Origin of the sequence: Flavobacterium granuli (assembly GCF_031456055.1) — a bacterium.
Classification (GTDB): Bacteria; Bacteroidota; Bacteroidia; order Flavobacteriales; family Flavobacteriaceae; genus Flavobacterium; species Flavobacterium granuli_A.
Map to the genome: position 1 here is coordinate 475,478 of NZ_JAVDTX010000002.1, position 13,550 is coordinate 489,027.

General features: G+C 33.3%; 12 protein-coding genes. 6 read left to right on the plus strand and 6 right to left on the minus strand.

Annotated elements, in window-relative coordinates; genetic code table 11:
- Nucleotides 1-294: 294 nt before the first annotated feature.
- Nucleotides 295-1,335, minus strand: a complete 1,041-nt coding sequence (gene capA, locus J2W95_RS06315) for a cysteate synthase (protein ID WP_310005091.1) — start codon at nt 1,333-1,335, stop codon at nt 295-297.
- 73 nt (nt 1,336-1,408) lie between these two features.
- Nucleotides 1,409-3,469 (minus strand): S9 family peptidase, encoded by a 2,061-nt coding sequence (locus J2W95_RS06320; protein ID WP_310005093.1) that lies wholly within the window; start codon nt 3,467-3,469, stop codon nt 1,409-1,411.
- Nucleotides 3,470-3,608: 139 nt separating this feature from the next.
- Here J2W95_RS06320 and J2W95_RS06325 point away from each other — a divergent pair, with 139 nt between their 5' ends.
- Nucleotides 3,609-3,929 carry a YbaB/EbfC family nucleoid-associated protein gene (locus tag J2W95_RS06325; RefSeq protein ID WP_310005095.1) on the plus strand — a complete coding sequence of 107 codons (321 nt, stop codon included), beginning with the start codon at nt 3,609-3,611 and terminating at the stop codon, nt 3,927-3,929.
- Between the two features lie 114 nt (nt 3,930-4,043).
- Nucleotides 4,044-5,033 carry a hypothetical protein gene (locus J2W95_RS06330; protein WP_310005098.1) on the plus strand — a complete coding sequence of 330 codons (990 nt, stop codon included), beginning with the start codon at nt 4,044-4,046 and terminating at the stop codon, nt 5,031-5,033.
- 54 nt (nt 5,034-5,087) lie between these two features.
- On the opposite strand, the gene J2W95_RS06335 is transcribed toward J2W95_RS06330, so the two are convergent.
- Nucleotides 5,088-6,113 (minus strand): threonine aldolase family protein, encoded by a 1,026-nt coding sequence (locus J2W95_RS06335; protein WP_310005100.1) that lies wholly within the window; start codon nt 6,111-6,113, stop codon nt 5,088-5,090.
- 224 nt (nt 6,114-6,337) lie between these two features.
- On the opposite strand from J2W95_RS06335, the gene prfB reads away from it, so the two are divergent.
- A protein-coding gene (gene prfB / locus J2W95_RS06340) for a peptide chain release factor 2 (protein ID WP_310005103.1) occupies nt 6,338-7,436 on the plus strand; the annotation gives its coding sequence in 2 pieces (ribosomal slippage) (nt 6,338-6,400 and nt 6,402-7,436; 1,098 coding nt in all).
- An 88-nt stretch (nt 7,437-7,524) separates the two neighbouring features.
- Here the strand turns inward: prfB and J2W95_RS06345 are convergent.
- Nucleotides 7,525-8,436, minus strand: a complete 912-nt coding sequence (locus J2W95_RS06345) for a phospholipase A (protein ID WP_310005105.1) — start codon at nt 8,434-8,436, stop codon at nt 7,525-7,527.
- 223 nt (nt 8,437-8,659) lie between these two features.
- Between J2W95_RS06345 and J2W95_RS06350 the strand changes: the two genes are divergently transcribed.
- Together J2W95_RS06350 and J2W95_RS06355 are read left to right on the plus strand one after the other, a co-directional pair.
- Nucleotides 8,660-10,288, plus strand: a complete 1,629-nt coding sequence (locus J2W95_RS06350; RefSeq protein WP_310005107.1) for an acyl-CoA carboxylase subunit beta — start codon at nt 8,660-8,662, stop codon at nt 10,286-10,288.
- Between the two features lie 289 nt (nt 10,289-10,577).
- Entirely contained in the window at nt 10,578-11,000 is a 423-nt protein-coding gene (locus tag J2W95_RS06355; RefSeq protein ID WP_310005109.1) for a DoxX family protein, read from the plus strand.
- Between the two features lie 79 nt (nt 11,001-11,079).
- Here the strand turns inward: J2W95_RS06355 and J2W95_RS06360 are convergent, their stop codons facing one another.
- Complete coding sequence (locus tag J2W95_RS06360) at nt 11,080-12,129, minus strand: AMP-binding protein (RefSeq protein ID WP_310005111.1); 1,050 nt, start codon at nt 12,127-12,129, stop codon at nt 11,080-11,082.
- 33 nt (nt 12,130-12,162) lie between these two features.
- Entirely contained in the window at nt 12,163-13,077 is a 915-nt protein-coding gene (locus tag J2W95_RS06365; protein ID WP_310005113.1) for a CPBP family intramembrane glutamic endopeptidase, read from the minus strand.
- Nucleotides 13,078-13,186: 109 nt separating this feature from the next.
- On the opposite strand from J2W95_RS06365, the gene arsC reads away from it, so the two are divergent.
- The gene (gene arsC / locus J2W95_RS06370; RefSeq protein ID WP_310005115.1) at nt 13,187-13,528 is read left to right on the plus strand and encodes an arsenate reductase (glutaredoxin); all 342 of its coding nucleotides are present in this window, start codon (nt 13,187-13,189) and stop codon (nt 13,526-13,528) included.
- Nucleotides 13,529-13,550 lie beyond the last annotated feature (22 nt).

Here is a 13,550-nt window from a genome sequence, read left to right on the forward strand (position 1 = left end):
ATTCCGACTAAGAGTTAAAATACTCGTTAAATTCACCAAAAAAAATAAAGATATTTCACAATCATTATTATACTATTAATAAAACCAACTTTACAGCTATTTAAACAACAAGTTTATACTGTTTTAAATTACTTTATACAAAAATCAAAAAACGAAAACTCCCTTACTCTATCTTAAAATGTCGAACCAAATTATTTTAAAAAAAATCTTACTCTAATTCTAAAAGCATCCTAATTTTAAACAAAAAAAAACTCCAGTTCAGAACTGGAGTTTAATATTTTAAAAGGTTGAATCTTATTTTATAAATTCGATTTTTTGAACTTCTTCTTCGTTAATGCTATCAAAAAATCCTTGATCATTCATCCATTCATCACTAAACACTTTACTCATATAACGAGAACCGTGATCAGGAAAAATAGCCACAACATTACTATTTTCATCAAACTCTCCTTCTTCAGCGTATTGCTTAATTGCTTGCATTACTGCTCCAGAAGTATAACCAACAAATAACCCTTCTTTTCTAGTAACCTCTCTTGCAGAGTGAGCACTTTCTTCGTCTGATACTTTTATAAATTTATCTATAATATCAAAATCTGTAGCTGATGGAATTAAATTTTTCCCTAACCCTTCAATTCTATAAGGGTAAATTTCATCATTATCAAATTCTTTAGTTTCATGGTATTTTTTCAATACAGAACCAAAAGCATCAACTCCAAGAATTCTAACATTAGGGTTTTGCTCTTTTAAGTATTTGGCCGTCCCAGAGATTGTCCCTCCAGTTCCACTACAAGCTACAAGATGCGTTATTTTACCATTTGTTTGTTTCCAAATTTCTGGCCCAGTCGATTTATAATGTGCATCAATATTTAATTGGTTAAAATATTGATTGATATAAACTGACCCTTTAGTTTCTTCATGTAAACGTTTTGCTACATTATAATAAGATCTATCATCATCTGCAGAAACATGTGCTGGGCAAACATAAACTTTGGCACCCAAACTCCTTAACATATCAATCTTATCTTTTGAAGATTTTGAACTTACCGCAAGAATACAGTTGTACCCTTTTATGATGCTTACCATTGCCAAACTAAAACCAGTATTACCTGATGTAGTTTCGATTATGGTATCGCCTGGCGATAAAATCCCTTGCTTTTCTGCTTCTTCGATAATATATAAAGCGATTCTATCTTTCGAAGAATGACCCGGATTAAAGGATTCTACTTTAGCGTAGAAATTACCTTTTAAATTCTCGGTTATATTATTTAGTTTAATAAGAGGTGTATTACCTATTAACTCTAAAACATTATTATAAGCATTTATTTCTTCTTTCATAAAAAAATAGTTTATCTGAGAGCATTTTTTTAATTCACCCCGATATGATGCAAATCTAACAAAAAAAATCTAATTAGATTTCAATTTTCTCTAAATCTAATAAAAAACTATACTCTTTTGCCAATTCTTTAATAGCTTCAAAGCGACCAGACGCTCCACCATGACCTGCATCCATATTTGTATCCAAAAACAAAAGATTGTCATCAGTTTTTAAAGCACGTAATTTAGCAACCCACTTAGCTGGTTCCCAATACTGTACCTGAGAATCATGCAATCCTGTTGACACATACATATTTGGATATTTTTGGGCTAAAACATTATCATACGGAGAGTATGACAACATATAATCATGATATTTCCTTATATTTGGGTCCCCCCATTCATCATATTCTCCTGTTGTAAGCGGTATACTATTATCAAGCATCGTAGTAATAACATCCACAAAAGCTACTTGCGCTATAATTCCATTGTATAGCTCAGGAGCATTATTTACAATAACTCCCATCAATAAACCACCGGCTGAACCACCTTCTGCATATAAATGTTCTGGAGAAGTATATTTTTCGGCTATTAAAAATTTGGAACAATCTATAAAATCTGTAAATGTATTTTTCTTTTTCAACAGCTTACCATCTTCATACCATTGTCTTCCCAAATCTTCCCCACCACGTATATGTGCAATAGCGAAAATAAAACCTCTATCCAATAAAGTCAGTCGAGTTGTCGAAAAAGTAGCATCCATAGAATGCCCATAAGAACCATATGCATACTGAAGCAGCGGATTCTTGCAATCTTTCTTTAAACCTTTCTTGTATACCATCGAAATTGGAATTTTAACTCCATCTTCTGCTGTTGCCCAAACACGTTCTTCGGTATAATTATTTTTATCAAATTCTCCTCCAAGCACTTCTTGTTCTTTCTTTACTTCCTTGGTTTTAGTCTTCATATTGAAATCAATAACAGAGGAAGGCGTTGTCATCGACTGATATCCGTAACGCAAAATATCAGTATCAAAATCAACATTAGAAGTCGTATATGCCGTATAAGTTTCGCTTTCAAAAGGAAGATAATACTCTCCTTCTCCACTCCAAGGCATAATTCTTATTTTATTCAAACCATTTTCACGTTCTTCAACTACCAAAAAGTCTTTGAATATTTCAATATCTTCAAGCAAAACATCATTTCTATGTGCAATAACTTCTACCCAATTGGATTTTGAAGTTTTATTCACAGAAGTTTTCATCAGTTTAAAGTTCTCTGCTTTATCCTTATTGGTCATAATATAAAAACTATCCCCATAATGACTGATACTGTATTCCATTCCTCGAACCCTTTTTTGAAAAATCTTAAATTCCCCATCAGGATTATCGGCATCCAGAATTTGGTATTCAGTTGTTAAAGTGCTATCCGATTCAATAGCCAAATATTTATTTGACTTTGACTTTGCAATTTCCACATTGAAAGTTTCATCTTCTTCAAAATAAACCAACACATCATCGGCTTGCTTTGCACCTAATTTATGCTTAAATATTTTATGCGAACGCAAGGTAACATCGTCCTGATCCGAATAAAAAATCGTTTTATTATCATTCGCCCAAACCGCACTTCCGGTAACGTTTTCAATTTTATCCTCTAAAATCTCATTGGTTTCCAGATTTTTTATCTGAATGGTGTAAATTCTTCTCCCAATGATATCATAACTAAAAACCGCCAGTTTATTATCAGGGCTAATACTTAAAATCCCTAATTGAAAATAAGGCTTACCCTTTGCCATTTCATTGCAATTGAAGAGTATTTCTTCCTTTGCCGAAAGACTTTCTTTTTTTCGGGAATAAATTGGATAATCTTGACCTTTTTCGAAACGAGTGATATAATAATAACCGTTATACAAATAAGGAACTGATTGATCATCTTCCTTAATTCTACTTTTCATTTCTTCAAAAAGAACTGCTTGAAAATCTTTGGTATGAGCCGTTTTTTCTTGGTAATAGGCGTTTTCTTGATTCAAATAATCAATAACCTCGGGGTTTTCTCTGTCATTTAACCAAAAATAATTATCGATTCTGACTTCGCCAAATTTTGTTAATTTCTTAGGGATTACTTTGGCTATGGGAGGTAAACTATTTTTTGGCATTGTTTGCGCGGGGTTTTAGTATTTAAAATGCAAAAATAACATAAACAGATTTTAAATCGAATTCGTTTTAAACCTTATTTAACGTATATAAAAATCTAATTCTGTAATTTTGTCGTTCAATAATTTAAAAATCACCAAAATGGATTTAATGGGAATGATGGGCAAACTTAGAGAAACCCAACAAAAAATCGAAGATACTAAAAAACGTTTAGACACCGTACTAATTGAAGAACAAAGTAGCGACAACTTATTGAAAGTCACTTTGACCGCCAATACCAAAATTAAATCAATCACAATCGATGATTCATTATTGGAAGACAAAGAACAACTGGAAGATTACTTGATTTTGGTACTAAATAAAGCTATAGAAAAAGCAGCAAAAATCAACCAAGCTGAATTGGATGCCGTTGCCAAAATGGACATGCCGATGATTCCAGGAATGGAAGATATGTTTAAATAAAATATTTTGTTTCAAATTTAGAAAGTTTCAGGTTTCAAGTTCTATACTCGAAACCTGAAACTTTTTTATTAGTTTTGTCCTACAGACTAACTTTTAAACCCTAAAAAATAAAATATGAAGTTTTTAATAAAATTTTTAGCAGTGATTTGCTTAACATTATCTTTTTCATGTTCAAATGAAACTCCGTCAGCGGTTGCAGATACTGATCAAATTAAAGATGATTTCAATTATTTAATTGTAAATTCTTGGGGAGAAATAAATAAGATAGGAAATAACACCGGCCAAATAACATCCTACTCTCAATTTGATGGTCTAACTTCCGGGACAGTAAATTTATGTGCTGTTACATCAAACACAGATAAGATTTTTTTAATTGAATATTATTCAGGCTTAACAAAGCTTTTTATTTTTGACAAAAAAACAAAGACAACATCTTCAAGAACATTAGTCTTCCCTAATGAAATAGTAGGTTCAGAGCCAGCAATTTCATCGCTTACATGGGATGACTCAAAGAAAGTACTTTATGGAATAATTGTTAGCAATATTAATATTACACCAGTAAATAACACATCATATCTTGTAAAGATTAACCCAAATACTTTTGATATCAATTATTCTGGTGTAAGTTTTGACCAAACTGCCTCTATTTCAACTTTTTTAAATGGTAACATGCTTTACAGTTCACTCCCAGGTCAAGACACTTATGAAATTGATACAGAAAACAATACAGCTAAAAAAACATTATTCAACAACTCAAAATTCTCGTTTATTAAAGCAGCTGTATATTTAAACAATACTGCATATTGCATAACTTATAAAATCAACGGTTACGATAAAACTATTGCTAAAATTAATTTAACAAACAACACTTATGAAGATCTATTACCCGCAGAAACTTTAGTAAACAGTGACCCCCTTGGGCTTGGATATATAGACAAGTCAAACAATGAATATATATTCAGTACAGTAAAAGAAGCAAACATAGAACATCCAATTTATGCTATTCTAAAATTCAATGTCACAACTAATACCTATAAATTTTTAGAGCTCAAATCAGATTCTTCAATTAATTCAAATTTTATAATAGTTGATAAAATAAACTAAAAAAAAGCAGGATATAAATATCCTGCTTTTTTTTAAAACTGTAACATACTTCAACTAAAGAGTAATCTTCTGTAAGGTTTCCAAAACATAGGTATGCATCACTTCCTTATAGTCAAGATGCGTCACAATTCGGAGTTTTCCGTGACCCAAAGAGCTTATCAAAATATTTTTCTCTTTCAGTTTTTCAATAAGCAAGTTTTCACTCAACCCTTCGCGAACGGAAAAAATCAATATATTGGTTTCTACTGGTTCAATTTTACCAATCCAAAGCAATTTTGACAATACACTGGCAATTTCTTTAGCTCTTCGGTGATCATCAATCAATTTGGCAATATTATTATCTAAAGCAAAATTTCCAGCTGCCGCCAAATATCCCACTTGACGCATACCTCCACCCAATATTTTCCGGATTCGTAATGCTCGGTGAATAGTTGCTTTATCTCCCAAAAGCACTGACCCGATTGGTGCGCCCAATCCTTTAGACAAACAAACCGAAATCGTGTCAAACAATACCCCAAATTCTCTTGGATGCTGTTTTTTGGCAACTACTGCATTCCAGATTCGGGCACCATCCAAATGAAATTTTAAATTATTAGCATCACAAACAGCTTTTATTTTCTTTAATTCTTCCAATTCATAACAAGCTCCACCCCCTTTATTTGTTGTGTTTTCCACACAAACCAAACTCGTTAGCGGACTGTGGTAAAACTCAGGATCATTTATTGCACCAGCAACCTGTTCTGCGGTAATCATCCCTCGATCTCCGTCCAGCAAGCAACAAGAAACACCACTGTTAAACGAAACTCCTCCTCCTTCATAATGATACACATGCGCATATTTATCTGCAATCAATTGCTCTCCGGGCTGGGTATGCAACTTAATCGCAGTTTGATTCGCCATAGTCCCCGATGGAAAAAAAAGCCCCGCTTCCATACCAAACATTCCCGCCAATCTCGCTTCAAGCGCTATAACAGTTGGATCTTGCTTGTACACATCATCCCCCACTTGAGCGTTAAACATGTATTGCAACATTTCAACCGATGGTTTGGTAATCGTATCGCTAATCAAATTTATTTCCATAATCTAAAAACTATATTCTATTTTTGCATTCAAAACCAGTAAAATTATTAGGAGCTAATCCTGCTATTCGTTGCAAACGAAGTTCACTGAACTCCGCTGAAAACGAATATTAAGTGAAGTAATCTTTTCTATTTTTAAAGAAAAAACAGAAAAGGATTTCCACTGCTATCAGGGCTAAAAAACAGCCAGTCTAATAATTTCCTACGCAAAATTACTATAAATTTATGACAACTACCGAACAAATAAAAGGTATTGTGGAACGCCTTGGTGCGTTGAGGAGGTATCTTTGACGTTGATGCCAAGCTTATCGAAATAGCCAACGAAGAAGAAAAGACCTTTGCACCAGACTTTTGGAACAACGCCAAAGAAGCTGAAATTATTGTAAAAAATCTTCGAGGAAAAAAGAAATGGATAGAAGATTACAACAAAGCTGTTGACATGACAGACGAGTTGCAGCTTGCCTATGATTTCTACAAAGAAGGAGAGTTAACTCCCGAAGAATTAGACGATCAGTACAACTTAACTGAAGCTCACATTGAAGCTATAGAATTCAAAAATATGCTTTCGGAAGAAGGTGATTCTTTGAGTGCCGTACTTCAAATTACAGCCGGAGCCGGCGGTACCGAAAGTTGCGATTGGGCCGAAATGCTTATGCGTATGTACATGATGTGGGCCGAAAAAGAAGGTTACAAAATCAGGGAACTGAATTTTCAAAAAGGTGATGCTGCGGGAATAAAAACCGTGACTTTGGAAATTGAAGGTGACTATTCTTTTGGATATCTAAAAGGAGAAAATGGCGTACACCGTTTGGTTCGTATTTCCCCTTTTGACAGTAACGCCAAAAGACATACATCATTTGCCTCGGTTTATGTATATCCGCTTGTTGACGACACTATCGAAATAGAAATCAACCCTGCCGATATCGAAATTGTAACCGCACGTTCCAGTGGTGCTGGAGGTCAAAACGTAAACAAAGTGGAAACCAAAGTACAATTGACCCATAAACCAACCGGAATTCAGATTCAGTGTTCTGAGACTCGTTCACAGCACGACAACAGAACTCGAGCCATGCAAATGTTACGTTCTCAATTATATGAAATTGAGCTTAAAAAACAGCAAGAGCAACGCAGTGATATTGAAGCTGGAAAAATGAAAATCGAATGGGGTTCACAAATACGAAATTACGTGATGCAGCCTTATAAGCTCGTAAAAGACGTTCGAACTGGACAAGAAACCAGCGACGTTGACAGCGTGTTGAACGGAAACATCGATGGATTCCTAAAAGCCTACCTAATGATGATGGGACAGCGTGAGGAAGAATAGTCTCGTTTTGATTATCTCATACAAAAATGCCTTTCAAATATTTTGAAAGGCATTTTTATTTTTATAATAAATTCTAAAAGTCAATACTCTACTTCCATTCAATTAATGAAACGCCAACACCAATAGTAGTTTGTTTATGATTATAATCAATGAGTGAGTTTCCATAACCGTGCGAAACCTGCAAATAGCCTCTAAGATTTCCTTTTATGGAATATGCCCAAGAAAAAGTGGAACTACCTCTCATATTTCCGTCAAAATTAAAATTATGACTTCCTATCAAAGTAAAAACGCTACGATCTTTTGAATAAATAATATTCACATCGGCATTACCAATGTAGCTGGAAATATCAGGATTATCTCCTTTTGACTCAGGAATTACATACCAAGGCCTAACATAGACATTCCAATTTTTTCTTTCAAAACCTGTCATCAAAATAACTCTATTCCAGCTTCTTGTATTCGGATAACTTTTTCCATTCGACATGTGATCAAATGAAACACCAATCATCCTAGCTTTAAATCCTAATACATTAAATTTTACAGGAAAATTCAGAATAATTTCGGGTTCGTAATTTATTTCCCTAAATGGACGGGATAATTCTGAGTTATAAAGTTGCCAATGCGATATTTGAGTATAGGCTACCCACAAATCCGCTCGCCCCCACAAAAAACTCTGAAGAATTTTAGTTTTAAAACTCAATTGAAATTTCATCTCGACAACATCATAATCTACTTGGGCGGGTGGCGTATATTCCGGCGAGGTATTTCCCGAATGAGGTTGTTCATTTGGATTACTGGACCATACAAATGGCAAAACATAAATTGTTTTGTAAGGGGTAACCAAAAAAGTTCCTCTTACCGCGGTAGAATCTAATTCCCAACGAGCAGCCATACTTTTAAGTACAACTTTATCATTAACCAAAGCTTGAACCTGAGAGTAAGTGGGAAAAATAACAAATAACATTAAAAACAGAAATAGACTTTTTTTGTATAACATCATAACAGATTGATTTAAAACAAAATTACAAGCGTTGCGATTATTCTATGTTATGTTTTAAAATCAAAAAATTATATAATTAACTTATTTTACATATTAAAAACTCAAAAAAGGCTCGTATTTCCAGTAAAATATTTATCTTCCATAAAAAATTAGAACGTAATAGTTTAAAATTATCTCAATCGTTTTCGTAAATTAGCGCTCGGTACAAAATATATCAATATCTATGGATTTAAACTTCAATAAAAACGAAGATCACAATAAACTTTTACTGTCTGAACTAAGACAAAAATTTGCCAAAGTCAAACTAGGAGGCGGCGAAAAACGAATCGAAAAACTTCATGCCGAAGGCAAAATGACAGCTCGAGAACGTATTGATTATCTTTTAGATGAAAATAAAAAATCAATTGAAATCGGAGCATTTGCAGGTAAAAAAATGTACACTGAACATGGAGGATGTCCATCGGGAGGTGTAATTGTTAAAATAGGATACGTCAAAGGAAAACAATGCATCGTCGTGGCCAATGATGCTACTGTAAAAGCAGGTGCTTGGTTTCCTATTACAGCAAAGAAGAACCTAAGAGCACAGGAAATAGCAATGGAAAATCGTTTACCAATCATTTATTTGGTTGATAGTGCCGGAGTTTATTTACCTCTGCAAGATGAAATTTTTCCAGACAAGGAACATTTTGGACGCATCTTTAGAAATAACGCCATAATGAGCAGTATGGGTATTACACAAATTGCAGCCGTAATGGGCAGTTGTGTTGCAGGTGGTGCTTATCTTCCAATAATGAGCGATGAAGCTCTGATTGTCGACAAAACGGGAAGTATCTTTTTGGCAGGAAGTTATTTGGTAAAAGCAGCCATTGGCGAAAGCATAGACAATGAGACCTTGGGAGGAGCAACTACACATTGTGAGATTTCTGGAGTTACTGATTACAAGGCAAAAGACGACAAAGATGCATTAGACAAAATAAAAAATATAGTCGATAAAATTGGTGATTTTGACAAAGCGGGATTCAATCGTATCAAAGCAGAAAAACCTGCTTTGGACGAAAAAGAAATATTCGGCATTTTGCCAAAAGCCAGAAACGAACAATATGACATGATGGAAATCATCAATCGATTGGTCGATAATTCGGAGTTTGAAGCATACAAAGATGGATATGGGCAATCTCTTATTACGGGTTATGCCAGAATTGACGGTTGGGCCGTGGGAATTGTAGCCAATCAAAGAAAAGTAGTAAAAACCACAAAAGGCGAAATGCAATTTGGTGGTGTAATCTATTCGGATTCTGCAGATAAAGCCACTCGTTTTATTGCCAATTGCAACCAAAAGAAAATTCCGTTAGTATTTGTTCAAGATGTTACTGGTTTTATGGTTGGTTCCAAATCTGAACATGGGGGAATAATAAAAGACGGTGCTAAAATGGTAAATGCCGTTTCCAATTCAGTAGTACCAAAATTTACTGTCGTAGTAGGAAATTCTTATGGAGCAGGAAATTATGCGATGTGTGGAAAAGCATTCGATCCTAGATTAATATTTGCTTGGCCAAGTGCAGAACTAGCTGTAATGGGTGGAACCCAAGCCGCAAAAGTATTGGCACAAATTGAAGCTTCTTCTCTAAAAGGAAAAGGTGAGATTGTAGATGAAGCTAAAGAAGCCGAATTATTTGCCAAAATCAAAGCCCGTTATGACGACCAAGTTTCTCCTTATTATGCAGCAGCTCATTTGTGGACAGATGCTATTATTGACCCACTGGAAACCAGAACTTGGATTTCTATGGGTATCGAAGCAGCTAATCACTCCCCTATTGAAAAGAAATTTAATTTAGGAGTAATCCAAGTTTAATTACCTAATGATTTCAAATAAAAATTTCATAAAACTCCTGACTTACCAGGAGTTTTTTTTTATAAAAATAAATCAAAAATATCGGGTTTAAAACACAATACCTTGAAAAAATCTTCCACTAAAAAAATCTTCCACAATCAATTTATGATATTTTCACCACCTCTGCTTTATTAATATTATAATTACAATACTAAAAACAAGAGATATTACTAATAAATGCCGTAAAAAATTATCGATATGTCATTAATTATTAATAACTTAGTATTACTAATTTAAAACTTAAGACATTATGAACAATGTAAAAACCTTAAATAAGTGGGCCAATGCGCACACTTATTTACCCGTAGATCTACTCAGAATGGCTCTTGGTGTTTTTCTATTTATGAAAGGGATCTATTTTTTTTCAAACGCTCAATATTTAGTTGAATTATTATCTCCAATCGACAAGTTCGGAGGTGGAATGTTTTTGGTTCATTACATAGCACCAGCCCATTTGATTGGAGGAATTTTAATTTTCTGTGGCTTATTGACACGTTGGGCTATCGCTGCACAATTACCAATCTTAATTTGTGCCGTAATCATCAATTTCATGGGATATATGCATCATCAAAATTTATTATTAGCATTCCTTACTCTCGCAGTATGTCTGTTTTTTTTAATTTATGGAAGCGGAAAAAATTCAGCTGATTATTTTTTTAAAATGCAAAAATAATCCTGACCAAAATTCACATCAAATAAAAAAGAGAGGAATAACCATCCTCTCTTTTGTTTTTACAATTTACAGTCTTTACTTAAACAGCCACTTTTCTACTTTCTTCTCTCATTATTTTACCAGTAGCAGTTTCTTTAAATTTTGGAATAAAAACAATTTCTTTAGGCTTTTCATATTTATCCAAAACATCAAATACAGAATGATCGATTTCTATTGGAGCACCTTCCACATAAAGAACTACTTTTTCTCCCAAAGTTTCATCTGGCACTCCATTCACAAAATAACGTCTTTCAATTAAATTTGATAATTTACTTTCTATTTGCTCTGGCATTAATTTGATACCACCACTATTAATTATATTATCATAACGTCCTAACCAAATAAACTGATTATCTGAAATCAATTTTACGATATCATTTGTAACAATTTTTTCAATTCCGATATTTTTGGCCACAATTTCCAAACATTGATGCTCATTTACAGAAACAGTAACATTTGGTAATGTAGTGAAGGCCTCAGTACCAACTTTCTTGGCAGCAATATGAGTGATTGTTTCAGTCATTCCATATGATTCATAAATATCGATCGGCAATTTAATTAATTCTTGCTCCAATGATTTATGAATTTTCACACCACCAATAATTACCTTTTTAATGCTCGTTAATTTATCAATTGAATTCTTAGCTTGAAGAGGTACCATAGCAGCAAAATCATATTTCTCATCATTATGTTCTAAAGGATGGGAACTTGGAGCTACAAAATCCACATCCAAGCCTAAGACAAACGAACGCACAAACATCATTTTACCAGCAACATAATTGGCCGGCAAGCAATGTAATACTCTATCACCGGGCTTAAGATCAAAAAAATCTCCAGTAGCTATAGCTGATTGAACCATTGCATTTTTCTCAATTCTAATCGATTTTGGAGTTCCTGTTGTGCCAGAAGTACGCATATCAATATAGGATTTATCATCAAACCAGTCCAATAAAAAATCACCTACGGACTGTTCAAAATCTTCGCCTTCTTTTATAAAACTATAGGCTATTCTGCATAAATCTTCTTTTGTCAAATGAAACCCATTTAATTTAAAACGGTTGTGCACATTCTTGTATGTTACTGTATCCATATTGATTATTTTTTTTATATTTAATTCACACCATTAAACAATCGATCCTGTAAGTTTTTCTTTCCAATCAGACCATTTGTATTTCAATCCAAATATAATCAAAAGTAGAGGATAAATAACAACAACAGGAAAGATAATATCAAGTCCAGCCTCAGGTTCTGAGACGTCTTTAAAAACAGAATACGTTTGAAAAGCAGACCAATCTGAAGTTACCAATAATGCTCCAATCAAATTATTTGCAGCATGAAAACCCAAAGCTAATTCCATACCCTCATCCATCAAAGTCATTATTCCTAACAATAGACCAGTTCCTATGTAGTACACCATTATTATATTTCCCATCTTGGTCACTTCGGGATTAAAAAGATGCATCAAACCAAAAATACTAGACGTCATCAATAACGGAAACCATTTATTCTTGAACAAATTAGCAAAACCCTGCATTAAATAACCTCGAAAAACTAATTCTTCAACACTGGTTTGAATAGGAACCAAAAGAGTGGCTATCACTACCAAAATTAAGAAAGGAATGAATTGAAAATTAATTTTAAAATCAGCTGGATTTAAATAACACATCAACAGTGTTGAAATTACTGTAAATATTGACCAAACTAGAAAAGAGAAAGACACTCTTTTCCAATCTATTTTTTTTCTTGTTGTAACAATAGAAAGGATTTTTTGCTGATGCAAAAACCGGACTACATAATAAATTCCGCCTAAAGTAAACACAAATGAAAGGAGCAGTAAAAACAAATTCAAATTTGGTTCAAAAAAATGAAGCAATTCTTCATCAGTTGCTGGGTATTTTTTCCCTCGAAATGATGTTTCAAACAACAGCATTCCCAACATAGGCATTTGACCCAAAAAAGAAAAACCAACTATAAATATCAATCCTAAGATATACTTCCAAAATTTATTATTTCTATCAATTCCTTGTTCCAAAAACATTCGCTATTTTTTTTATAAATTATACTTCAAATGGTATTTCAAATCTTATTTTTGCCCGAATTAAAAATAGCTATTTATTTTAGCATAAATCCAAAATTCATCAATAATAATGATACAAATATACCACAATCAAAGGTGCGGAAAATCGAGAAGCTGTTTACTAGTTTTGGAAGAATCCAATAAAGAAATTGAAATCATCAATTATCTCAAAACTCCTCCAACAGCAGCAGAATTAACTATACTACTTCAAAAACTAAATTTAACGCCAATTGAGTTAGTTCGTCAAAAAGAAAGTATTTGGATAGAAAATTTCAAAGGAAAAACATTGAGCGAAAATGAAATTATTCAAGCTATGGCCGAAAACCCTATACTTATAGAACGACCGATAGTCGTTAATGGAAATAAAGCTATTATCGGTCGGGATTTGGAGAAGGTAATTCCATTCATATAGACATTAACATAATTTTAGCAAA

Bases quoted from the DNA above. Each gene is read 5' to 3' on its own strand.
- J2W95_RS06355 (WP_310005109.1), top strand. From the start codon at position 10,578: ATGAACAATGTAAAAACCTTAAATAAGTGGGCCAATGCGCACACTTAT.
- capA (WP_310005091.1), bottom strand. From the start codon at position 1,335: ATGAAAGAAGAAATAAATGCTTATAATAATGTTTTAGAGTTAATAGGT.
- J2W95_RS06350 (WP_310005107.1), top strand. From the start codon at position 8,660: ATGGATTTAAACTTCAATAAAAACGAAGATCACAATAAACTTTTACTG.
- J2W95_RS06365 (WP_310005113.1), bottom strand. From the start codon at position 13,077: ATGTTTTTGGAACAAGGAATTGATAGAAATAATAAATTTTGGAAGTAT.
- J2W95_RS06345 (WP_310005105.1), bottom strand. From the start codon at position 8,436: ATGATGTTATACAAAAAAAGTCTATTTCTGTTTTTAATGTTATTTGTT.
- J2W95_RS06330 (WP_310005098.1), top strand. From the start codon at position 4,044: ATGAAGTTTTTAATAAAATTTTTAGCAGTGATTTGCTTAACATTATCT.
- J2W95_RS06320 (WP_310005093.1), bottom strand. From the start codon at position 3,469: ATGCCAAAAAATAGTTTACCTCCCATAGCCAAAGTAATCCCTAAGAAA.
- J2W95_RS06335 (WP_310005100.1), bottom strand. From the start codon at position 6,113: ATGGAAATAAATTTGATTAGCGATACGATTACCAAACCATCGGTTGAA.
- J2W95_RS06360 (WP_310005111.1), bottom strand. From the start codon at position 12,129: ATGGATACAGTAACATACAAGAATGTGCACAACCGTTTTAAATTAAAT.
- J2W95_RS06325 (WP_310005095.1), top strand. From the start codon at position 3,609: ATGGATTTAATGGGAATGATGGGCAAACTTAGAGAAACCCAACAAAAA.
- arsC (WP_310005115.1), top strand. From the start codon at position 13,187: ATGATACAAATATACCACAATCAAAGGTGCGGAAAATCGAGAAGCTGT.